Genomic DNA, 20,802 nt, shown 5'->3' with positions numbered 1-20,802 from the left:
GGCGGAGTGAGGACCTGATGCTCGAGATCGACAAGCTGAACCGCCTGACGGCGTCGCACGGCCCGCTGCAGCGCGGCCACGGCATGGTGACCGGCGTGATCGCGCTGGGCCTGGCGATCCTGTGCTTCCTGGGCGTGATCGCCTTCCACTTCCCGCAGTACCTGACGACGCCGCAGCTGCGCCAGTCGTACGACGTGACGGTGATCCGGCAGGTGATGCTGGTGGCGCTGGTGATCGCCGGCTCGCTGTCGCTGTTCAACATCATCCGCGGGCGCTCGCGCTGGCTGGCCTTCGCGTCCTTCCTGCTGGTCGGCTCGACGCTGCTGCTGGGCGGGCACAAGGTGCCGGTGAACGACTTCGCCGACAACACGCCCTACATCGGCCTCGACTGGTTCATCCTCGACCTGCTGGGCTCGACGCTGATCTTCGTGTTCATCGAGAAGCTGTTCGCGCTGCGCCGCGATCAGCCGGTGTTCCGCGCCGAATGGCAGACCGACTTCCACCACTTCATCGTCAACCACATGGTGGTCGGCTTCGTGCTGCTGGCCACCAACCTGCTGGTGCACAAGTTCTTCGGCTGGGCCGCGAACGACGGCGTGCGCGGCTGGGTCGCGAACCTGAACTTCTGGGTCGCGCTGTTCCTGATCATCCTGGTGGCCGACCTGGTGCAGTACTGGACGCACCGCGCGTACCACGAGGTGCCGCTGCTGTGGCGCCTGCATGCGGTGCACCACAGCGTGAAGAGCATGGACTGGCTGGCCGGCTCGCGCCAGCACATCCTCGAGCTGCTGATCACGCGCACGCTGGTGCTGGCACCGATCTACGTGCTGGGCTTCAGCAAGGAAGTGATCGACGCCTACATCGTGGTGGTCGGCTTCCAGGCGGTGTTCAACCATGCCAACGTCAGCGTGCGCCTGGGGCCGCTGCGCTACGTGCTCGTGACGCCCAATTTCCACCACTGGCACCACTCGCAGGACGACGAGGCGATCGACAAGAACTACGCGGCGCACTTCGCGTTCATCGACTACCTGTTCGGCACCGCGGTCAAGTCGGACCGGAAATGGCCGGAGCAGTACGGCGTGGTGGGGGACTACGTGCCGAACGGGTTCTTCAAGCAGCTCAAATTCCCGTTCGTCTGGAAGGGCTGATCAGGCGGCCGCAGGCCGCAGTGCCCGCGGCGCCGCCGCCGCCAGGATCCCGGCGAACAAGGACACCGTCGCGAGCCCGAGGGTCAGCGACGCATGCTCCGCGATGATCCCGATCAGCGGCGGGCCGGCCATCATCCCGAGGTAACCCACCGACGCCACCACCGCGATGCCGTGCGCCGGGTTCGCATCCACCTTGGCCGCCGCGCTGAACAGCACCGGCACCACGTTCGCGAAGCCCAGCCCCACCAGCGCGAAGCCGACCAATGCCACCACCGGATTCGCGATCAGCAGCACCGCCGCCATCGCCGCCGCGGCCAGCGCCGCGCTGCCGCTCATCAGCGCCGCCGGCGACACGCGCTCGCGCACCCAGTCGCCGCCGAAGCGGGCCGCCGCCATCGCGGCGCTGAAGCTCGCATACGCCAGCGCGGCGAAGCTGGCCTCGCTGGCCAGCTCCTGCTTCATGTACAGCACGCTCCAGTCGTACATCGCTCCCTCGGCGATCAGGCCCAGCGCGCCCAGCACGCCCAGCAGCGCCAGCAGCCCGCGCGGCAGCTCGAACCCGCCCTTGTTGTCCGAACCGGCGATGGTGCGCAGCATCACCGACCCGGCCGCGAAGATCGCGATGCCCCCCAGCACCGCCATGCCGACCAGGTGCGTCGCCCCGTCGACGGCATGCGACAGCAGCAGGCTGCCCAGCCCCGCGCCCACCATGCCGCCCAGGCTGAACATGCCGTGGAAGCCGCTCATCAGGCTGCGCCCGGCACGCTGCTCCAGCTCGCCGGCGGCCGCGTTGATCGACACGTCGAACAGGCTGGTGCCGACACCGAACACCACCATCACCGCCACCAGCCCCATGTACGCCTGCGACGACAGCAGCAGTGCCAGGCACAGCGCCGTCGCGGCGCCCGACAGCAGCGCCGCCCGCCGCGCGCCCAGCCTGCCGACCCAGCGCCCGGCCTGCGTCAGCGTCGCGACCGCGCCGACGCCGGCCGCCAGCATCGCAATCGCCAACGCCTGCTCGCCGATCGCGTAATGCTGCTTGATGGTCGGCACGTGCACGCCGAAGCTCGCGAACAGCACGCCGGCCACGAAGAACTGCAGGCGCACGGCCCAGGTGGCGCGCGACAAGGTGATCGGATCGAGGGTCATGAGGCGGGCAAACGGTTGCGGGGGCGAAAGCGGCCGATTCTAGGAAGCCTTGATGCCCCCACCTGTCACAGATTGCGCTGCCCGGATAATCCGGCGATGCATTCGTACGACGTGGTGGTGATCGGCGCAGGCGCGGCCGGCTTGTTCTGCGCGGGGATCGCAGGCCAACGGGGTGCCCGGGTGCTGCTGCTCGACCACGCCGAGAAACTGGCCGAGAAGATCCGCATCTCGGGCGGCGGGCGCTGCAATTTCACGAACCGCGATGCGGCGCCGGCCCACTTCCTGTCGGACAACCCGGCTTTCTGCCGCTCGGCGCTGGCGCGCTACACGCCGCAGGACTTCATCGCGCTGGTGCAGCGCCACCGCATCGCCTGGCACGAGAAGCACAAGGGCCAGCTGTTCTGCGACGAATCGGCCGAGGACATCATCGCGATGCTGCTGCGCGAATGCGAACAGGGCGGCGTCACGCGCTGGCAGCCATGCAGCGTCGCGGCGGTGCGCGGCGAGGCCGGCCGCTTCGAGCTCGACACCGCGCGCGGCCCGGTGCAATGCCGGCGCCTGGTCATCGCGACCGGCGGGCTGTCGATCCCGAAGATCGGCGCCACCGACTTCGGCTACCGCGTGGCCAAACAGTTCGGCCACAAGCTGGTCGACACCCGCCCGGCCCTGGTGCCGCTGACCTTCGCCGCCGCCGAATGGTCGCCGTTCGTCGATCTGGCCGGGCTGTCGCTGCCGGTGGCGATCTCGACCGGCAGCGGCAAGGCCCGGCCGCGCTTCCTGGAAGACCTGCTGTTCACGCACCGCGGGCTCAGCGGGCCCGGCGTGCTGCAGATCTCCAGCTACTGGAAGCCCGGCACGCCACTGCAGCTGGACCTGGCGCCCGACCGCGAACTGGCCGCGGAATTCCTGCACGCCAAGTCGAGCTCGCGCAAGCAGCTCGGCAACGAGCTGGCCGCGCTGCTGCCCGCCCGGCTGGCCGCCACCTGGCTGCAGGCCCGCCCCGGCCTGTCGGATCGGCCGGTGGCCGACCTGAAGGACAAGGACCTGCAGCAGCTCGCCGCCGGCCTGCAGGGCTGGCAGCTGACGCCCGACGGCACCGAGGGCTACCGCAAGGCCGAGGTCACCGCCGGCGGCGTCGACACCCGCGAACTCAGCTCGCAAAGCCTGGAAAGCCGCCGCATGCCCGGCCTGCACTTCATCGGCGAGGTGGTCGACGTCACCGGCTGGCTGGGCGGCTACAACTTCCAGTGGGCCTGGGCCAGCGCCGCCGCCTGCGCCCGGGCCATCACCGAAAGCGGCCACTGACACCCCGCTTGCGCCCGCTTCGACTATGGCTATAATCGCGGTCTTTGCTGGCAAACCCGCGCCGCGATTTCGCCAAACCTTCGTCCACGCCTCCTGGCTGGATTCCGGAACCTCCACCTAGAGAACCGGGCGAATGGCAGTGAAACTCCGAGCGCAACAACTTCTGGATCTATGACTTCGATTCGCGTCAAAGAAAACGAGCCGTTCGACGTGGCTCTGCGCCGCTTCAAGCGCACCATTGAAAAGCTGGGCCTGCTGACCGACCTGCGCGCCCGCGAGTTCTACGAAAAGCCCACCGCCGAGCGCAAGCGCAAGAAGGCCGCCGCCGTGAAGCGTCACTTCAAGCGCATCCGCAGCATGCAGCTGCCCAAGCGCCTGTACTGATTCTTCGGCGCTGACCCGGCGCCAAGCACAACGAAGCCCGCGCCACGCGGGCTTCGTCGCTTTCCGACCACCCACCTTCGACCTTCATCAAGAGCTGCCGCGATGACCCTGAAAGACCAGATCACCGAAGACATGAAGACCGCGATGCGTGCCAAGGATGCCGCGCGCCTGCTGACCATCCGCGGCCTGCTCGCCGCGCTGAAGCAGAAGGAGGTCGACGAGCGCGTGGTGCTCGACGACGCCGCGGTGATCGCGATCGTCGACAAGCTGATCAAGCAGCGCAAGGACTCGATCACGCAGTTCGCCGCCGCCGCCCGCACCGACCTGGTCGACAAGGAAACCGCCGAACTGGCCGTGCTCGAAGGCTACCTGCCGCAGCGGCTGTCGGCCGACGAGATCGCCGCCGAGGTCGGCAGGATCGTCACCGAGCTCGGTGCCACCGGCCCCGGCGACATGGGCAAGGTGATGGGCGCCGTCAAGACGCGCCTGGCCGGCAAGGCCGACATGGGCCTGGTCTCGGCCGCAGTCAAGCAGGCACTGAGCCGCTGAACCATGGCCGACCCCGTCGTCCAGCCCCTCAGCGCCGACGTCTGCGTCGCGCCCCAGCTCGATCCCGCCGCGATGGCCTGGGCCGCGCAGCAGGGCTTCAGGAGCATCATCAACAACCGCCCCGATTTCGAGGGCGGCCCCGACCAGCCGACCAGCGCGGCGATGGAAGCCGCGGCCCGCGCCGCCGGCCTGCAGTACGTGCACCTGCCGGTCGCGCCGGCGCTGCAGACGCCCGAAGAGATCGCCCGCTTCGGCGAACTGCTGAAGACGCTGCCCGCGCCCATCCTCGCGTTCTGCCGCACCGGCACGCGCTCGGGCAAGCTATTCCGCGCGGCCACCGGCCAGGCCTAGGCCCCGCACCCAGCGCGCACCGGCCGAAGCAGTCATGCGGCTGAAGCTGAAGGTCTTCCTGCTGGCGGTGATCCCGCTGGTCGGCTCGCTGGCGCTGATCGCCGTCGCGGTGCGCCAGAAGGAGAACGACCTCGCCTCACGCGAACGCGCCGTCGTCGAGGCCGCGACGATGGCCTCGAAGCAGAACGAGCTGCGCCACTACGTCGACCTGGCACAGAGCACGATCGCACCGCTCTACGCCTCCGGCCGCGACGACGAGGCCACGCGCGAGCAGGCGATCCGCCGCCTCGCGTCGCTCGACTACGGCAGCGACGGCTACTTCTTCCTCTACGACCTGTCCGGCAAGAACCTGATGCACCCGCGCCAGCCCGAACTGGTCGGGCAGGACATGTGGGACATGCGCGACGCCAACGGCGAGCCGGTGATCCAGCGCCTGATCGCCCGCGCCAAGGAAGGCGGCGGCTTCGTCGAGTACCTGTGGCGCAAGCCGTCGACCGGCCAGATCACGCCCAAGCTCGGCTACGTGGTCGCGCTGCCGCGCTGGAACTGGATGTTCGGCACCGGGCTGTACCTCGACGACGTGCAGGCCACGATGGCCCAGCTCGACGCGCAGGTCACCAGCAACATCGCCGACACCATGTGGTGGATCGCCGGCATCGCGCTGCTCGGCACGGTGCTGATCGGCGGCTGCGGCCTGGTGCTGAACGTCAGCGAGCAGCGCATCGCCGACGCCAAGCTGCGCCTGCTGGCGCGCCAGGTGGTGCAATCGCAGGAGGACGAACGCGCCTACCTGTCGCGCGAGCTGCACGACAGCACCAGCCAGACGCTGGTGTCGATCAAGCTGCTGATGGAATCGTCGGTGGCGCAGCTCGGCGATGCGGCGCCGGCCACGCTGACCAAGGCGCTGACGCGGCTGAACGGCGCGCTCGGCGAGGTGCGCGAGATCTCGCACCGGCTGCGACCGGCCGAGCTCGACGTGCTGGGCCTGCCGGCCGCGCTGGCCCACCTGGGCGAGGAGTTCGGCGAGCAGCGCCGCCTGCCGCTGCAGGTGCGCGTGCGCGGCGAGCCGCCCGAAGGGCTGCCCAACGAGATCAACACGGTGCTGTTCCGCGTGACGCAGGAAGCCCTCAACAACATCGACAAGCACGCGGCGGCCAGCCACATCGCGCTGCGCCTGGCGTTCGGCGCCGGCGGCGTGCGCCTGCGCGTGATCGACGACGGCCGCGGCTTCGACGTCGGCGCGATGCAGCAGCACCCGCGGCGCGGCATCGGCCTGCGCAACATGCGCGAGCGGCTGGCGTCGATCGGCGGCAGCCTGAACGTGCTCTCGCAACCCGGGCGCACCGAGGTAGTGGCCGACGTGCCGGCCGCGGCGCTGCGCCGTTTCGCGCCCCATCCCTCATGACCCTGCCCATCACCCGATTGCTGATCGTCGACGACCACCCGCTGGTGCGCGAGGGCCTGAAGGCCCGGCTGTGCAGCGTGCCCGGCATCGACGTGGTCGGCGAGGCCGGCGACGCGGCCGAGGCCTCGGCGCAGCTGGCCGCGACGCAGGCCGACATGGTGCTGATGGACATCGGCATGAAGGACGTCAACGGCATCGACCTGACGCGCCGCCTGCTGTCCGAGCGGCCCGCGCTGCGCGTGCTGATGCTGAGCATGTACGACAACCCGGAGTACGTGAACCGCGCGATGCAGGCCGGTGCGCGCGGCTACGTGCTGAAGGACGCGCCGTCGAGCGACATCATCGACGCGATCACCGCGGTGCAGGCCGGCGAGACCTTCCTGAGCGCCGCGATCTCGGGCCGGCTGATGCGGGCGCAGACGCCGCGGCCGGTGATGTCGCTGCGCGAGAGCGAGATCCTGGCCTGCCTGGCCAAGGGCCGCTCCAGCAAGCAGATCGCGCAGGACCTGGCCCTGAGCGTGCGCACCGTCGAATCGCACCGGCAGAACATCAAGCGCAAGCTGAACCTGGAAGGCCAGGCCGAGCTGATCAAGTACGCGGTCGAGCATTGCCGCGATTTCGGGGCGGACGCGCCGGTTGCGTAGAACCACTTAGCGGATAGACCCGTGGCGCCGGAAGGCGAAACAGGTTCTGATATCGGTGCTCCCAATTCGAGGAAAACTCCCGTGTCCCAACTCCTGACACTGGCGCGCTGGATCGACGCGCTGACCGACCGCTTCGCGTGGGTCGCCAAGTGGGCGGTGTTCCTGGCCTGCTTCATCAGTGCCGGCAACGCCGTCGTCCGCTATGCCTTCAACTACAGCTCGAACGCCTACCTCGAGATCCAGTGGTACCTGTTCGCGATGTGCGTGATGCTCGGCGCGGCCCAGGTGCTGCGCGTCAACGAGCACGTGCGCGTGGACGTGATCTACGGCCGCTTCTCCAGCAAGGGCCGGGTGCTGATCGACCTGTTCGGCCTCGTGTTCTTCCTGCTGCCGGTGATGGCGCTGATGCTGTATTTCTCGTGGCCGCTGTTCGTCAAGTGGTTCGTCAGCGGCGAGATGTCGAGCAACGCCGGCGGGCTGATCCGCTGGCCCGCGATGCTGACGCTGCCACTCGGCTTCGGGCTGATGATCCTGCAGGGCGTGTCGGAGATCATCAAGCGCGTGGGCTGGCTCACGCACACCTACGAGATGGACCTGCACTACGAGAGGCCCCTGCAATGAGCATGGAGAACTTCGCCCCGCTGATGTTCGCGGGGCTCATCCTGATCATGCTGATCGGGTTTCCCGTCGCCTTCTCCTTGTCCGCGCTGGGCCTGCTGTGCGGCTTCATCGCGATCTCGCAAGGCTGGTTCCATCCCGAGTTCATGGCGGCGCTGCCGCTGAACGTGTTCGGCATCCTGTCGAACGACCTGCTGCTGGCGATCCCGTTCTTCACGCTGATGGGCGCCATCCTCGAGAAATGCGGCCTCGCCGAGGACATGCTCGACTCGATGGGCCAGCTGTTCGGCCCGGTGCGCGGGGGGCTGGGCTACTCGGTGATCATCGTCGGTTTCATCCTCGGCGCGATCACCGGCACGGTGGCCGGCCAGGTGATCGCGATGGCGATGATCTCGCTGCCGGTGATGATGCGCTACGGCTACAACATGCGCTACGCGACCGGCGTGCTGGCCGCGTCGGGCACGATCACGCAGCTGGTGCCGCCGTCGCTGGTGCTGGTGGTGCTGGCCGACCAGCTCGGCAAGTCGGTGGGCGACATGTACAAGGGCGCCTGGGGCCCGTCGATCCTGCAGGTGCTGATCTTCGCCGCCTACACCTTCGTGCTGGCGCGCGTGAAGCCCGAGCACGTGCCCGGCGTGCCGAAGGAAGCGCGCACGCTGAACGGCTGGCCGCTGTGGCGCAAGTGCCTGCGCGGCATCATCCCCTCGGCCATCCTGATCTTCGCGGTGCTCGGCAGCATGGGTGGCCTGCCCGGCATCAACACCGCGGTGTGCACGCCGACCGAGGCCGGCGCGATGGGCGCGGTGGGCGCCTTCATCCTGGCCGCGATGCACCGGCGCCTGAGCTGGCCGCTGGTGCGCGAAGCGATGCTGGGCACGATGCGCATCACCGCGATGGTGGTGTTCATCCTGATCGGCTCGCGCGTGTTCTCGCTGGTGTTCCAGGGCGTGGACGGCGCGAAATGGATCGAGCACATGCTGACCAACCTGCCCGGCGGGCAGCTGGGCTTCCTGATCGTCGTCAACCTGTTCGTCTTCTTCCTCGCCTTCTTCCTCGACTTCTTCGAGATCGCCTTCATCATCCTGCCGATGCTCGCGCCGGTGGCCGACAAGCTCGGCATCGACATGATCTGGTTCGGCGTGCTGCTGTGCGTGAACATGCAGACGAGCTTCATGCACCCGCCGTTCGGCTTCGCGCTGTTCTACCTGCGCAGCATCGCCGACACGCTGTTCAAGCAGGGCTCGCTGCCGCGCAAGGTGCTGTCGAGCGACATCTACCTGGGCTCGATCCCGTGGGTGCTGCTGCAGGTGATGCTGGTGGTGATCGTGATCTTCTTCCCGCAGACGGTGACGGTCTTCCTCGACAAGGAGGTGAAGATCGACCTCGACAAGGTGAAGATCGAGGCCCCGAGCGGCGACACCTACCGCTCGAAGGACGACAACCTGGACGAGCTGTTCAAGAACGCGTCGCCCGACGAGAAGAAGCCGGACGCACCGAAGTGAGCGATGACGCGCTGCCGGTGTCGGCGGAAGGTCCGGCCTTCCCGCCGCTGGTGAAGCTGCTGCTGACGGCCTTGACGGTGGCGGTGTTCACGGCCGGCGCGCTGGCACTGGACCAGGCCACGCTGCACAACGCATCGCCGGGCGCGAAGCTGCTGGTGGCCGGCGGGCTGCTGGTGCTGGCGGTGACGAACTACTGGGTGCTCAAGAGCCGCATCCGCATCGATGCGCGCGAGATCGTGCAGACCTGGATCTGGACCAAGCGGATGCGCTGGGCCGACGTGGCACAGGCCAAGCTGATCTACGTGCCCTGGCTCGCGTGGCTGATCGCGCCGCGCATGGTGGTGCGCGGCGGGGCGGGGATCGTGACGCTGTTCAATGCGGCCGACCCCCAGGTGCTGGCGGTGTTTGCGCGCTATGCGCTGGCACCGGAGCTGCGCGAGCGTCCCTGAACCCGGATGGCATCCGGGCTACAACGCCGGCCCGTAGCCCGGATGCCAATCCGGGGATCGTCAGAGTTTCTGGGTCTGCATGAAGTCGTCAAACGCCGCCTCAGCGAAACGGAACCACAGGTTCTGGTCGGCGCGGACCCTGGCGAAGTCCTCGTAGACCTTCTTCCAGTTCGGGTTCTTCGTCGACAGCTCGCTGTACATCTCCAGCGAGGCCTTGAACGCCGCCTCCATCACGTCCTTCGGGAAGCGGAACAGCTTGCTGCCGCCGCCCACCAGCTGCTTCAGCGCCGCCGGGTTGCGGTAGTCGTACTTGGCCTGCATGTCGACGTGGGCCACCGCCGAGGCGGCTTCGATCGCGGCCTTGTACTCCGGCGTCAGCGCGTCCCAGGCCTTGCTGTTGACGAAGAAGTCCAGCTGCGGCCCGCCTTCCCACCAGCCCGGGTAGCAGTAGTACGGCGCGACCTTGTTGAAGCCCAGCTTCTGGTCGTCGTACGGCCCCACCCATTCGGCGGCGTCGATCGTGCCCTTCTCCAGCGCCGGGTAGATGTCGCCGCCGGGGATGTTCTGCGGCACGGCGCCGATGCGCTCGAGCACGCGGCCGCCGAAGCCGCCGATGCGCATCTTCAGGCCCTTCATGTCGGCCAGCGACTTGATCTCCTTGCGGAACCAGCCGCCCATCTGCGCGCCGGTGTTGCCGCCCTGGAAGTTGACGATGTTGTAGCCGCGGTAGAACTCGCGCATCAGCTTCAGGCCGTTGCCCTCGATCATCCAGGCCGTCATCTGGCGCGAGTTCAGGCCGAACGGAATGGCGCAGCCGAGCGCGAAGGTCTCGTCCTTGCCGAAGAAGTAGTAGGGCGCGGTGTGGGCCATCTCGACGGTGGCGTTCTGCACCGCGTCGACCACGCCGAAGGCCGGCATGATCTCGCCGGCCGCGTGCACCGAGATCTGGAACTTGCCGCCGGTGAGCTCGCCGACCTTCTTCGAGAAGACCTCGGCGGCACCGAAGATGGTGTCCAGCGATTTGGGGAAGCTCGATGCGAGCCGCCAGCGCAAGGCGGTTTGCGCATGAACGATGGCAGGGGCAGCACCCGCAGCAAACACGCCCGCCAGGCCGGCCCGGCCTACAAAGGCACGACGTTCCATGTCTCTCTCCTCAGTGATGGGACGAGGAGAATTCTTCCGGAACGTCAGACAGACCGAACCGGGACTTTCCCATCTCGGGAAAGCCCTCCAGTCCATCGGTCAACGCGCCAGCTCAGAGCTTCTGCGCTTGCATGAAGTCGTCGAATGCGGCTTCGGCGAAGCGGAACCACAGCACCTGGTCGGCGCGGAACTTGGCGTAGTCCTCGTAGACCTTCTTCCAGGCCGGGTTCTTGCCCGAGAGTTCGCTGTAGTAGTCCATCGACACCTTGAAGCAGGCCTCCATCACGTCCTTCGGGAAGCGGTGCAGCTTGGTGCCGGAGCCGACCAGCTGCTTCAGCGCGCCCGGGTTGCGGGCGTCGTACTTGGCCTGCATGTCGACGTGCGCGTGCGACGAGGCGGCTTCGACGATGGCCTTGTACTCCGGCGTCAGGGCCTCGTAGGCCTTGGTGTTGATGAACAGGTCGATCTGCGGGCCGCCTTCCCACCAGCCGGGGTAGTAGTAGTGCGGGGCGACCTTGCTGAAGCCGAGCTTCTGGTCGTCGTACGGGCCGACCCATTCGGCGGCGTCGATGGTGCCTTTCTCGAGCGCGGGGTAGATGTCGCCGCCCGGCAGGTTCTGCGGCACGGCGCCCAGGCGCTCGATGATGCGGCCGGCGAAGCCGCCGATGCGGAACTTCAGGCCCTTCATGTCGGCGACGGAGTTGATTTCCTTGCGGAACCAGCCGCCCATTTGCGCGCCGGTGTTGCCGCCGGGGAAGTTGATGATGTTGTAGTTGCGGTAGAACTCGCGCATCAGCTTCAGGCCGTTGCCTTCGTACATCCACGCGCTCATCTGGCGCGAGTTGAGACCGAAGGGGATGGATGCGCCGATCGCGAAGGTCTCGTCCTTTCCGAAGAAGTAGTACGGCACGGTGTGCGCCATCTCGACGGTGCCGTTCTGCACTGCGTCGACCACGCCGAAGGCCGGCATGATCTCGCCGGCCGCGTGCACCGAGATCTGGAACTTGCCGCCGGTCATCTCGCCGACCTTCTTCGCGAACACTTCGCCGCCGCCGTAGATGGTGTCCAAGGACTTCGGGAAGCTCGATGCGAGGCGCCAGCGGACTGCCGCCTGCGCGTGCACCACGGCCGGTGCGACACCGGCGGCGAGCACGCCTGCCAGGCCGGTTTGACGGATGAAGGAACGGCGTTCCATGCGGGGTCTCCTTTGATTGGGAATGCGGGTGAACCGCGGGATTCTAGGAGGCCCAAAATACCCTGTGCGCGAGTGTTTCCCCGTCCGCAGTATTACGCCCCCCAAGTCGTCGCTGCGCTTGCGCGGCGCCGTGTGCTGCGATCCCGGATTGGCATCCGGGCTACGAACACGGAGTAGCCCGGATGCCAATCCGGGATGCACGCACAGAGCCGCTGGTTCGGCAAAGGCGCGGGCGGGCAGGCTGGGGCGCGCCAATCAGGATGGGGCGCCGGAGCTGACTGGTTTCAAGGCCCGCGTGCGCCAGCACGCTTCGTGGTCTGACTTGTCGCCGACTGTTTGACCACAGCGAGCGCAGCGAGCGGCGGGAGTTTCGGCGACGGGCCTTGAAACCAGGCAGCGCAGGGCAGTCGACGCGCCCCCGGCGCGGCGACCGCTCCATCCGGCGCGCCCCAGCCTGCCCGCCCGCGCCTTTGCAAGCGCCGACGACGACGCCGCCGTCAGAGCCCCGCGATCTTCATCTCGTCGATGAGCACGGAACCGATGGTCTTCGTCCCCATCGTGTACGCATCCGCCCCTACTGCAACGATGTTCTTCAGCATCTGCTTCAGGTTGCCCGCGATCGTGATCTCGTGCACCGGGTAGGCGATGCGCCCGTTCTCGACCCAGAAGCCGGCCGCGCCGCGCGAGTAGTCGCCGGTCACGTAGTTGACGCCCTGCCCCATCAGCTCGATCACGAACAGCCCGCGCCCCAGCTTGCGCAGCATCTCGTCGAGGTTGTCGCCCGGCTGCGTGAGCCGGCTGGAGAACGTGAGGTTCTGCGAACCACCGGCGTGCCCGGTCGTCTTCATGCCCAGCTTGCGCGCCGAGTAACTCGACAGGAAATACCCCTGCACCACCCCCGCCGTCACCACGTCGCGCACCCGCGTGACCACGCCCTCGTCGTCGAACGGCGCGCTGCCCTTGCCGCCGCGCACGTGCGGGTTCTCGCGGATGTCGATGTGCGGCGCCAGCACCTCCTTGCCCAGGCTGTCGAGCAGGAAGCTGGAGTTGCGGTACAGCGCGCCGCCGCTGGTGGCCTGCACGTAGCCGCCCAGCAGCCCGGTGGCCAGCGTCGACTCGAACAGCACCGGCACCACGCAGGTCTTGATCTTGCGCGACTTCAGCCGCGACAGCGCCCGCTCGGCGGCGTAGCGCCCGATCGCCTCGGGGCTGGCCAGGTCGTCCGGCGAGCGCATCGAGCTGTACCAGGCGTCGCGCTGCATGTCGTCGCCGCCGCGCCCAGGCAGCGACGCGATCGGCGCCACCGAGATCGAATGCCGCGAGCTCGCATAGCCGCCGCGGAAGCCGCGGCTGTTGCCCGCGAAGAAGTGCGACTGCTGCGCCGACACGCCGGCGCCTTCGGAATTGGTGATGCGCCGGTCGGTCGACAGCGCCGCACCTTCGCAGCGCTGCGCGATCCCGGCCGCCGCCTCGGCATCGATGTCCCACGGGTGGAACAGGTCCAGGTCGCGCGTGGCCGCCTCGCCCAGCGCCAGGTCGGCATCGTCGGGCAGCCCGGCGGCCGGGTCTTCGGCGGTGAAGCGCGCGATGTCGTAGGCCGCCTTCACCGTCTGCTCGAGCGCCGCGCGCGAGAAATCGGAGGTGCTGGCGTTGCCGCGGCGCTGCCCGAGGTAGACGGTGACGCCGATCGACTTGTCGCGGTTGCGCTCGACATTCTCGATCTCGCCCTTGCGCACCGACACCGACAGCCCGGCGCCTTCGGACACCTCGACCCCCATGTCGCTGGCGCCGAGTGTCTTGCCGAGCGCAAGCGCGTCCTCGACCAGTTGCTCGAAACGCTCGCGCGAGTACGCGAAACCGTGGGTGGGAAGGGCGGGCTGGGTCATGGGGGCACTGGAAGTGACGCCCCGCCGGAGGGCGGGCGCTGGAGAGCGAGGGCTATCATACCGACGCCCTTGCCCGTGCAGCCCTCGTTTCCCCTCATGGCCCCTCGAACCCCCAAGAATCGCGCTCCCGACCCCGCCCCGTCCGACGACGCCGACGACAGCAGCGTCGACGAGAACGGCTACGACGGCCCCAGCAAGACCATGCTGAAGAAGGAGATGCACGAGCTGCAGGCGCTGGGCGAGGCCTTCGCGGCGCTGCCCGAGAACCGCATCACCGGCCTGCCGATCTCCGAGACGCTGATCGGCGCGGTGATGGAATACCGCCGCACCCGCTCGCACGAGGGCCGGCGGCGCCAGATGCAGTACATCGGCAAGCTAATGCGCCGCGACGACGTCGAGCCGATCCGCGAGGCGGTGCTGGCGATGCAGCTGGGCCAGGCCAAGGATTCGCTGGCGCTGCACGAGGCCGAGCGCTGGCGCGCCGAGCTGATCGCGAGCGACGACGCGCTGACGCGCTGGACGCAGAAGCACCCCGGCAGCGACCTGCAGCAGCTGCGCAGCCTGATCCGCGCCGCGCGCAAGGATGCCGCGGCGGCGCCCGAGCAGCGCAGCGGCCGGGCCTACCGCGAGCTGTTCCAGTTCATCAAGTCGCAGGAGCTGGCCGATGAATGAGCAGGCGCGTGCGCCATGCCCGCCGGTGCGCATCGGGCTGGTGTCGATCAGCGACCGCGCATCGAGCGGCGTCTACGAGGACAAGGGCCTCCCGGCCCTGCAGGCCTGGCTGACCCGCGCGCTGCGCAACCCGATCCGGTGGGAGCAGCGCCTGATCCCCGACGAGCAGGCGCTGATCAGCGCGACGCTCGTGGAGCTGGTCGACACCCAGCGCTGCGACCTGGTGCTGACCACCGGCGGCACCGGTCCGTCGCCGCGCGACGTGACCCCGGAAGCGACGCTGGCGGTGGCCGACCGCGAGATGCCCGGCTTCGGCGAGCAGATGCGCCAGATCAGCCTGCGCTTCGTGCCGACGGCCATCCTGTCGCGCCAGGTGGCGGTGCTGCGCGGCAAGGCACTGATCATCAACCTGCCGGGGCAGCCGAAATCGATCGCCGAGACGCTGGAAGGCTTGCCGAACGCGCAGCCGCCGGCACCGGGGATCTTTGCGGCGGTGCCGTATTGCATCGACTTGATCGGCGGGCCGTACCTCGAGACCGACGAGAGCGTGTGTCGGGCGTTCCGCCCGAAGCGGTGACCGCAGGATCCCGGATGCCAATCCGGGGATCACTTGACCAGCTGGTTCAGGCGCTCGGCGTCGAAGTGCTCGTCCTTCTGCGCATCGGTCGGCACGCAATCGGCCTTGGTCGGCGACAGCTTCTCGATCGCCGCCCACAGCAGCGCGATCTGGTGCTCGTGCCCCGAGGCGCTGTCGATCAGCCCCTTCATCGCCTGCGACACCGGGTCGTCGCCCTGCGTCACGCCATAGGCCGAGAAACCCTTCTTCGCCGCGCCATCGTCGGCCACCGTGCCATCCTTGGCCAGGATGATGCGCGCCGGGTTGCCCACCGCGGTGGCCCCGGCCGGCACCGGCTTGGTCACCACCGCGCCCGAGCCGACGCGTGCGCCGTCGCCGACCGTGAAGCCGCCCAGCACACAGGCATTGGCGCCGATGATCACGCCGCGGCCCAGCGTCGGATGCCGCTTGGCACCCTTCACCAGCGAGGTGCCGCCCAGCGTCACGCCCTGGTAGATCGTGCATTCGTCGCCGATCTCGGCCATCTCGCCGATCACGATGCCCATGCCGTGGTCGATGAAGACCCGCCGGCCGATGGTGGCGCCGGGGTGGATCTCGATGCCGGAGAAGAAGCGGCCCAGGTGCGAGATGAAGCGCGCCGACCAGCGCCAGCCGTGCGCCCAGCAGGCGTGCGCCCAGCGGTGCATCACCAGCGCGTGCAGGCCCGGGTAACAGGTCAGGGCCTCCCAGGTGCTGCGCGCGGCGGGGTCGCGCTCGAGGATGCAGGCAATGTCTTCTCGGAGGCGGTCGAACATGGGGGTGGGGTGAGACCGGGGCGGACCAGTTTATCTGGCAGCTCGAAAGTCCATGCTCGTCAGGGGCAAGCGGGCGCTTTCACCTGCCGCGCTGCATGGCGCGTGCAATGCCGCGCAGGATGTGGACTTCTTCCACACTCAACGCCGCCCGGTTCAGCAGCTGGTTGAGCCGCGGCATCAGCTTCTTCGGTGCCGCCGGGTCGAGGAAGCCGATGTCGGCCAGCGCCTGCTGCCAGTGATCGAGCAGGCCCTGCACCTGGGCGCCGTCGGCCAGCGTCGCATCGGGCACGCGCGGCGTCACGCCGAAACCGCCCAGCGCCTGGCGCCAGTCGTAGGCCAGCAGCTGCACCGCCTGCGCCAGGTTCAGCGAGCCGTAGTCGGGATGGGTCGGGATGCTGATGCAGGCATGGCAGCGGTAGACGTCGTCGTTGGCCATGCCGAAGCGCTCGGAGCCGAACACGAAGGCGACGCGCTGCGCGCTGCGCGCCAGCGCGTCGAACAGCGGGCGCGGTGCGTGCGTCGGCGGCCCGAAATCGCGCGGCGTCATCGCGGTGGCGCAGGCGTAGCTGATGCCGTCCAGCGCCTCGGCCAGGCTGCTGACGACGCGGGCGCGCGCCAGCACGTCGGCCGCGCCGCTGGCCATCGCGACGGTGTCCTCGTGCACCAGCGCGTCGGCAAAGCGCGGCGCCACCAGCACCAGGTCGCCGAAGCCCATGGTCTTCATCGCGCGCGCGGTGGCGCCGATGTTGCCGTAGTGGCTGGTGTTGAGCAGGATGAAACGGGTGCTGTCGGCAGCCATGGGCGGCGGGGCGGCTAAAATCGCGATTATCCGCAGCACCCGTCGCCCCGAGGGCCGCCTGCACCGCTCTTTCTCACCTTCGTCCGCCTTTCACTCTGCAGGTTGCTCCCCATGTCGCAAGCGCTCCATCCCATGCTCAACGTGGCCATCAAGGCCGCCCGTGCCGCCGGAGCCATCATCAACCGGGCCTCGCTCGACCTCGACCTGCTGAAGGTGAACACCAAGTCGCCCAATGACTTCGTGACCGAGGTGGACCAGATGGCCGAAGAGGCCATCATCGAGACCCTGCTGACCGCCTACCCCGGCCACGGCATCCTGGCCGAGGAATCGGGCCGCGCGCACGGTGCGAAGAGCAGCGAATACGTCTGGATCATCGATCCGCTGGACGGCACCACCAACTTCATCCACGGCTTCCCGGTGTATGCCGTGTCGATCGCGCTGGCCTTCCGCGATCAGGTGCAGCAGGCGGTGGTGTACGACCCGACGCGCAACGACCTGTTCTACGCGTCCAAGGGCCGCGGTGCGTTCCTGAACGACAAGCGGCTGCGCGTCTCCAAGCGCACGCGCATGCAGGATTCGCTGATCGGCACCGGCTTCCCGTTCCGCAAGGGCGACAACTTCAAGCGCTACGTGAAGATGTTCGAGGAGGTGATGCAGAACTGCGCCGGCCTGCGCCGGCCGGGCGCCGCGGCGCTGGACCTGTGCTACGTGGCCGCCGGCTTCTACGACGGCTTCTTCGAGACCGGGCTGAACCCCTGGGACATCGCCGCCGGTTCGCTGATGATCACCGAGGCCGGCGGGCTGATCGGCAACTTCACCGGCGAGTCGGACTTCATGTACCAGCGCGAGGTGGTGGCCGGCAACCCGAAGATCTATGGGCAGATGGTCGGGATCCTGGCGCCGTACACGCGGGTGATCAAGGCGGACGAGGCGAAGGCGGATGCGGGCGAGGCCCCGGCGGTGACGCCGGAATCGGCCTTGGTTGCAACCGTCAAGCCGGCCGAGCCGGAGAAGAGGAAGGCCGTGCGGATTCGCAAGGCCGACCTGTAACGTCCCCGCCGACCCGGAGGGGCATCCGGGCTACCACGGCGTCCACTTCGCGGTGGAGCGGCTCGACTCCACCGTCTTCTCCATGAACTTGACGCCGCGCGCGCCGTCCTCGAGCGTCGGGAAGTCGCCTTCCAGCGGCGCGAGCGCCCGCCCCGCCTCCTTCGCGAGGATCGCCTCCGCCACCCCCAGGTAGAGGTTCGCGAACGCCTCGATGAACGCCTCCGGATGCCCGGTCGGCAGCCGCGAGGCCTTCTTCGCCGCATCGCACAACCATGGCGAGCCGCGCGTCAGCAGCCGCTTCGGCCCGTCGAGCGTCGCGTGCACCAGCAGGTTCGGGTCTTCCTGCTGCCAGGCGAGCGAGCCCTGCGTGCCGAACACCCGCAGCCGCAGGTCGTTCTCGCCGCCGATCTCGATCTGCGATGCGATCAGCACGCCGCGTGCGCCGTTGCGGTAGCGCAGCAGCATGTTGCCGTCGTCGTCGAGCCGCCGGCCCGGCACGAAGGCGGTGAGGTCGGCGCACAAGGCCTCGATCTCCAGCCCGCACACGCTGGCCACCAGGTTCTCGGCATGCGTGCCGATGTCGCCGATCGCGCCGACGATGCCGCTGCGGGCCGGGTCGACGCGCCAGTCGGCCTGCTTGTGGTCGGTGCTCTCCAGCTGCGTCGCAAGCCAGCCCTGGTTGTATTCGACGATCACCTTGCGGATCTCGCCCAGCTCGCCGCCCCGCACCATCTCGCGCGCCTGCCGCACCATCGGGTAGCCGGTGTAGTTGTGCGTGACGCCGAACACCGTGCCGCTGCGCTCGCGCGCCGCCAGCAGCGCCTGCGCCTGCTCGCTGGTGTGCACCAGTGGCTTGTCGCACACCACGTGGATGCCGGCCTCGGTGAAGGCCTTCGCCACCTCGAAGTGCACGTGGTTGGGCGTCACGATGCTGACGAAATCGATGCGCTCGCCGCGCGGCCGCTTCAGCTCGTCGTCCAGCAGCGCCTGCCAGCTGCCGTGGTTGCGCGCGTCGGCCAGGCCCAGGTCGCGCCCCGAGGCTTTCGCCTTCCCGGCATCGGCCGACAGCGCGCCCGCCACCAGCTCGATCTGCCCGTCCAGCGCCATCGCCTTGCGGTGCACCGCACCGATGAAGGCGCCCCGGCCGCCACCGACCATCGCGTATCGCAGTTTGCGCATCAGCGGCCTCTCATTTCTCGAACGATGCGTCGAAGGCACGCGCCGACGGCTTGAAATCGAGCCGGCGCGAGAACGCCGCGCTCTCGGTCGCGCCGTGCACGCGGTCCATGCGGCTGTCTTCCCACTCGACGCTCAGCGGCCCCTGGTAGCGGATGTCGTTCAGCGCGACGATGATCCCCTCGAAATCGATCATGCCGCGCCCGACGCTGCGGAAATCCCAGAAGCGCCGCGCATCGCCGAAGCTGGTGTGGCCGCCGAACACGCCCACCGTGCCGTCGCCCTTGCCCCACCACACGTCCTTCATGTGCACGTTGAAGATGCGCTCGCCGAACGTGCGCAGGAACTTCACGTAGTCGACGCCCTGGTAGCCCAGGTGGCTCGGATCGAAGTTGAAGCCGAAGCGCTTGTGCCCCTTGACGGCCTCGATCGCGCGCTGGCTGCTCGCGGTGTCGAACGCGATCTCGGTCGGGTGCACCTCGAGCGCGAAGTTGACGTCGACCTCCTCGAACATGTCGAGGATGGGCGTCCAGCGCGTCGCGAAGTCCTCGAAGCCCCGGTTCCAGAACGCCTGGTTGGTGGGCGGGAAGGCATACAGCGCATGCCAGATCGACGAGCCGGTGAAGCCGGTCACCGTCTTCGCGCCGAACTTCGCGGCGGCACGCGCGGTGTCCTGCATCTCCTTCGCGGCGCGCCGGCGCACGCCTTCCGGCTCGCCGTCGCCCCACACATGGGGCGGCAGCACGGACTTGTGCCGTTCGTCGATCAGGTCGCACACCGCCTGGCCGGTCAGGTGGTTGCCGATCGCGAAGCACTGCAGGCCGTGCTGCTCCAGCAGGCGCCGCTTGTCGGCGACGTAGCGCTCGGACTGCAGCGCCTCCTGCACGTTGAAATGGTCGCCCCAGCAGGCGAGCTCCAGCCCGTCGTACCCCATCTTCTTGGCAAGGGGCGCCAGTTCGGCGAGCGACAGGTCGGCCCACTGGCCGGTGAACAGGGTGACGGGTCTGGCCATGGTCAGCTCCTTCTCAGAACGGGGAGTCGGGCACGTAGTACTTGGCGGCGTTGTCCTTCGTGATCAGCACCGACGGGATGATGGTGGTGGCCGGCATCGCCGCGCCCTTCACGCGCGCCTCGGCGGTCATCTTCATCGCGTCGGCGATCATGCTGGGCGAGTAGGTCACGTCGGCGGTGACGACCTTGTCGCCGTCCATCACCTTCTTGATGTAGTCCTTCGAGCCGGCACCGCCGATCACCAGCTTGACGTCGCTGCGCTTGGCCTGGTCGATCGCCTTCTGCACGCCCACCGCCATGTCGTCGTCCGAGGCCCACACCGCGTCGATCTGCTTGAAGCGCGTCAGGTAGTCCTGCATCACCTTGAAGGCGTCGTCGCGGTTCCAGTTGCCGTGCTTGGCATCCAGCACCTTGATGTCCGGGTGGGTCTTCATCACCGCGTTGAAGGCGTCGACGCGCTGGTTGTCGATCACCGTCGGGATGCCGCGCAGGATCACGACGTTGCCCTTGCCGCCCATGGCCTTGGCCATGTACTCGGCGGCCACCTTGCCGAAGCCCGGGTTGTCGCCGGCCACGTAGGCGTTCTGCGCACTGGTGTCGGTCAGGCCGCGGTCGACCACCGTCACGTAGACGCCCTTGGCCTTGACCTGGGCCACCGGCTGCGTCAGCGGCGCCGACTCGAACGGCAGGATCACCAGCGTGTTGATCTTGTTGACCGTCTGCAGGTCCTGCACCTGGTTGGCCTGCTCCGAGGCCGAGCCTGCCGTCTTGACGATCACCTGGAGGCCGGGGTGGGCCTTCTCCAGCTCGCCCTTGGTGCGGTTGGCCCAGTAGACGACGCCGCCGGCCCAGCCGTGCGTGGCCGCGGGGATGGACACGCCCATCACGACCTTGTCCTGGGCGAAAGCCGACGTTGCGGCGCTCACGCCGGCGGCCAGCGCCGCCAGCGTCACGAGGATGCGGGGAATGAATTTCATGGAACTCGTCTCCTGTTG

Annotated in this window: 22 protein-coding genes; 13 read left to right on the top strand and 9 right to left on the bottom strand. The window is 68.4% G+C overall.

The window, feature by feature from the left end; genetic code table 11:
• Positions 1-17: 17 nt before the first annotated feature.
• Entirely contained in the window at positions 18-1,148 is a 1,131-nt protein-coding gene (locus AC1DYN_RS15605) for a sterol desaturase family protein (protein WP_477961065.1), read from the top strand.
• Here AC1DYN_RS15605 and AC1DYN_RS15600 read toward each other — a convergent pair whose 3' ends face one another.
• Complete coding sequence (locus tag AC1DYN_RS15600) at positions 1,149-2,297, bottom strand: MFS transporter (RefSeq protein ID WP_477961063.1); 1,149 nt, start codon at positions 2,295-2,297, stop codon at positions 1,149-1,151.
• A gap of 96 nt (positions 2,298-2,393) precedes the next feature.
• On the opposite strand from AC1DYN_RS15600, the gene AC1DYN_RS15595 reads away from it, so the two are divergent.
• The 9 genes from AC1DYN_RS15595 (at position 2,394) to AC1DYN_RS15555 (ending at position 9,504) form a co-directional block, all read left to right on the top strand.
• A complete protein-coding gene (locus tag AC1DYN_RS15595; protein WP_477961061.1) occupies positions 2,394-3,602 on the top strand; it encodes a BaiN/RdsA family NAD(P)/FAD-dependent oxidoreductase in 1,209 nt (402 codons plus the stop codon).
• A gap of 171 nt (positions 3,603-3,773) precedes the next feature.
• Positions 3,774-3,986, top strand: a complete 213-nt coding sequence (rpsU, locus tag AC1DYN_RS15590; protein ID WP_047503026.1) for a 30S ribosomal protein S21 — start codon at positions 3,774-3,776, stop codon at positions 3,984-3,986.
• 102 nt (positions 3,987-4,088) lie between these two features.
• On the top strand, positions 4,089-4,535 hold the full coding sequence (locus AC1DYN_RS15585) for a GatB/YqeY domain-containing protein (RefSeq protein WP_477961060.1): 447 nt from the start codon (positions 4,089-4,091) through the stop codon (positions 4,533-4,535).
• Positions 4,536-4,538: 3 nt separating this feature from the next.
• On the top strand, positions 4,539-4,886 hold the full coding sequence (locus tag AC1DYN_RS15580) for a protein tyrosine phosphatase family protein (RefSeq protein WP_477961058.1): 348 nt from the start codon (positions 4,539-4,541) through the stop codon (positions 4,884-4,886).
• A 34-nt stretch (positions 4,887-4,920) separates the two neighbouring features.
• Complete coding sequence (locus tag AC1DYN_RS15575; RefSeq protein ID WP_477961055.1) at positions 4,921-6,291, top strand: cache domain-containing protein; 1,371 nt, start codon at positions 4,921-4,923, stop codon at positions 6,289-6,291.
• Positions 6,288-6,935 (top strand): response regulator transcription factor, encoded by a 648-nt coding sequence (locus AC1DYN_RS15570; protein ID WP_477961053.1) that lies wholly within the window; start codon positions 6,288-6,290, stop codon positions 6,933-6,935. Before AC1DYN_RS15575 ends, AC1DYN_RS15570 begins: the two co-directional genes overlap by 4 nt.
• Positions 6,936-7,016: 81 nt before the next feature.
• A complete protein-coding gene (locus AC1DYN_RS15565; RefSeq protein WP_477961051.1) occupies positions 7,017-7,556 on the top strand; it encodes a TRAP transporter small permease subunit in 540 nt (179 codons plus the stop codon).
• Positions 7,553-9,055 carry a TRAP transporter large permease gene (locus tag AC1DYN_RS15560; protein WP_477961049.1) on the top strand — a complete coding sequence of 501 codons (1,503 nt, stop codon included), beginning with the start codon at positions 7,553-7,555 and terminating at the stop codon, positions 9,053-9,055. Before AC1DYN_RS15565 ends, AC1DYN_RS15560 begins: the two co-directional genes overlap by 4 nt.
• Positions 9,052-9,504, top strand: a complete 453-nt coding sequence (locus AC1DYN_RS15555) for a hypothetical protein (protein ID WP_477961046.1) — start codon at positions 9,052-9,054, stop codon at positions 9,502-9,504. The genes AC1DYN_RS15560 and AC1DYN_RS15555 overlap by 4 nt, the downstream gene beginning before the upstream one ends.
• A 60-nt stretch (positions 9,505-9,564) precedes the next feature.
• Here the strand turns inward: AC1DYN_RS15555 and AC1DYN_RS15550 are convergent, their stop codons facing one another.
• From AC1DYN_RS15550 to pmbA, 3 genes are all read right to left on the bottom strand, one after another.
• Positions 9,565-10,647 (bottom strand): TRAP transporter substrate-binding protein, encoded by a 1,083-nt coding sequence (locus AC1DYN_RS15550; protein WP_477961044.1) that lies wholly within the window; start codon positions 10,645-10,647, stop codon positions 9,565-9,567.
• A gap of 112 nt (positions 10,648-10,759) precedes the next feature.
• Entirely contained in the window at positions 10,760-11,842 is a 1,083-nt protein-coding gene (locus tag AC1DYN_RS15545) for a TRAP transporter substrate-binding protein (protein WP_477961042.1), read from the bottom strand.
• Positions 11,843-12,339: 497 nt separating this feature from the next.
• The gene (gene pmbA, locus AC1DYN_RS15540; RefSeq protein ID WP_477961040.1) at positions 12,340-13,728 is read right to left on the bottom strand and encodes a metalloprotease PmbA; all 1,389 of its coding nucleotides are present in this window, start codon (positions 13,726-13,728) and stop codon (positions 12,340-12,342) included.
• 96 nt (positions 13,729-13,824) lie between these two features.
• Here pmbA and yjgA point away from each other — a divergent pair, with 96 nt between their 5' ends.
• Positions 13,825-14,400, top strand: coding sequence for a ribosome biogenesis factor YjgA (yjgA, locus tag AC1DYN_RS15535; RefSeq protein WP_477961038.1), 576 nt, complete (start codon positions 13,825-13,827; stop codon positions 14,398-14,400).
• Positions 14,393-14,977, top strand: a complete 585-nt coding sequence (gene mog, locus AC1DYN_RS15530) for a molybdopterin adenylyltransferase (protein ID WP_477961036.1) — start codon at positions 14,393-14,395, stop codon at positions 14,975-14,977. The genes yjgA and mog overlap by 8 nt, the downstream gene beginning before the upstream one ends.
• 29 nt (positions 14,978-15,006) lie before the next feature.
• On the opposite strand, the gene cysE is transcribed toward mog, so the two are convergent.
• Positions 15,007-15,771, bottom strand: a complete 765-nt coding sequence (cysE, locus tag AC1DYN_RS15525) for a serine O-acetyltransferase (protein WP_477961034.1) — start codon at positions 15,769-15,771, stop codon at positions 15,007-15,009.
• A 79-nt stretch (positions 15,772-15,850) separates the two neighbouring features.
• On the bottom strand, positions 15,851-16,570 hold the full coding sequence (locus tag AC1DYN_RS15520) for an RNA methyltransferase (RefSeq protein WP_477961032.1): 720 nt from the start codon (positions 16,568-16,570) through the stop codon (positions 15,851-15,853).
• Positions 16,571-16,681: 111 nt separating this feature from the next.
• On the opposite strand from AC1DYN_RS15520, the gene AC1DYN_RS15515 reads away from it, so the two are divergent.
• On the top strand, positions 16,682-17,620 hold the full coding sequence (locus AC1DYN_RS15515; protein WP_477961030.1) for an inositol monophosphatase family protein: 939 nt from the start codon (positions 16,682-16,684) through the stop codon (positions 17,618-17,620).
• A gap of 30 nt (positions 17,621-17,650) precedes the next feature.
• Here AC1DYN_RS15515 and AC1DYN_RS15510 read toward each other — a convergent pair whose 3' ends face one another.
• The 3 genes from AC1DYN_RS15510 to AC1DYN_RS15500 are packed head-to-tail and all read right to left on the bottom strand — an operon-like array spanning position 17,651 to position 20,784.
• Complete coding sequence (locus AC1DYN_RS15510; RefSeq protein WP_477961028.1) at positions 17,651-18,799, bottom strand: Gfo/Idh/MocA family protein; 1,149 nt, start codon at positions 18,797-18,799, stop codon at positions 17,651-17,653.
• Between the two features lie 10 nt (positions 18,800-18,809).
• Positions 18,810-19,808, bottom strand: coding sequence for a sugar phosphate isomerase/epimerase family protein (locus AC1DYN_RS15505; protein ID WP_477961026.1), 999 nt, complete (start codon positions 19,806-19,808; stop codon positions 18,810-18,812).
• Between the two features lie 13 nt (positions 19,809-19,821).
• Positions 19,822-20,784, bottom strand: coding sequence for a substrate-binding domain-containing protein (locus AC1DYN_RS15500; protein WP_477961024.1), 963 nt, complete (start codon positions 20,782-20,784; stop codon positions 19,822-19,824).
• Between the last annotated feature and the right edge of the window lie 18 nt (positions 20,785-20,802).

The organism is Rhizobacter sp. P2_D12, from assembly GCF_056404395.1.
This window is presented reverse-complemented; position numbering and strand designations above follow the sequence as displayed.

Bases quoted from the DNA above. Each gene is read 5' to 3' on its own strand.
- AC1DYN_RS15550 (WP_477961044.1), bottom strand. From the start codon at position 10,647: ATGGAACGTCGTGCCTTTGTAGGCCGGGCCGGCCTGGCGGGCGTGTTT.
- AC1DYN_RS15585 (WP_477961060.1), top strand. From the start codon at position 4,089: ATGACCCTGAAAGACCAGATCACCGAAGACATGAAGACCGCGATGCGT.
- yjgA (WP_477961038.1), top strand. From the start codon at position 13,825: ATGGCCCCTCGAACCCCCAAGAATCGCGCTCCCGACCCCGCCCCGTCC.
- AC1DYN_RS15560 (WP_477961049.1), top strand. From the start codon at position 7,553: ATGAGCATGGAGAACTTCGCCCCGCTGATGTTCGCGGGGCTCATCCTG.
- rpsU (WP_047503026.1), top strand. From the start codon at position 3,774: ATGACTTCGATTCGCGTCAAAGAAAACGAGCCGTTCGACGTGGCTCTG.
- mog (WP_477961036.1), top strand. From the start codon at position 14,393: ATGAATGAGCAGGCGCGTGCGCCATGCCCGCCGGTGCGCATCGGGCTG.
- AC1DYN_RS15605 (WP_477961065.1), top strand. From the start codon at position 18: ATGCTCGAGATCGACAAGCTGAACCGCCTGACGGCGTCGCACGGCCCG.
- AC1DYN_RS15575 (WP_477961055.1), top strand. From the start codon at position 4,921: ATGCGGCTGAAGCTGAAGGTCTTCCTGCTGGCGGTGATCCCGCTGGTC.
- pmbA (WP_477961040.1), bottom strand. From the start codon at position 13,728: ATGACCCAGCCCGCCCTTCCCACCCACGGTTTCGCGTACTCGCGCGAG.
- AC1DYN_RS15545 (WP_477961042.1), bottom strand. From the start codon at position 11,842: ATGGAACGCCGTTCCTTCATCCGTCAAACCGGCCTGGCAGGCGTGCTC.
- AC1DYN_RS15570 (WP_477961053.1), top strand. From the start codon at position 6,288: ATGACCCTGCCCATCACCCGATTGCTGATCGTCGACGACCACCCGCTG.
- AC1DYN_RS15520 (WP_477961032.1), bottom strand. From the start codon at position 16,570: ATGGCTGCCGACAGCACCCGTTTCATCCTGCTCAACACCAGCCACTAC.
- AC1DYN_RS15600 (WP_477961063.1), bottom strand. From the start codon at position 2,297: ATGACCCTCGATCCGATCACCTTGTCGCGCGCCACCTGGGCCGTGCGC.
- AC1DYN_RS15515 (WP_477961030.1), top strand. From the start codon at position 16,682: ATGTCGCAAGCGCTCCATCCCATGCTCAACGTGGCCATCAAGGCCGCC.
- AC1DYN_RS15595 (WP_477961061.1), top strand. From the start codon at position 2,394: ATGCATTCGTACGACGTGGTGGTGATCGGCGCAGGCGCGGCCGGCTTG.
- AC1DYN_RS15580 (WP_477961058.1), top strand. From the start codon at position 4,539: ATGGCCGACCCCGTCGTCCAGCCCCTCAGCGCCGACGTCTGCGTCGCG.
- AC1DYN_RS15500 (WP_477961024.1), bottom strand. From the start codon at position 20,784: ATGAAATTCATTCCCCGCATCCTCGTGACGCTGGCGGCGCTGGCCGCC.
- AC1DYN_RS15510 (WP_477961028.1), bottom strand. From the start codon at position 18,799: ATGCGCAAACTGCGATACGCGATGGTCGGTGGCGGCCGGGGCGCCTTC.
- cysE (WP_477961034.1), bottom strand. From the start codon at position 15,771: ATGTTCGACCGCCTCCGAGAAGACATTGCCTGCATCCTCGAGCGCGAC.
- AC1DYN_RS15505 (WP_477961026.1), bottom strand. From the start codon at position 19,808: ATGGCCAGACCCGTCACCCTGTTCACCGGCCAGTGGGCCGACCTGTCG.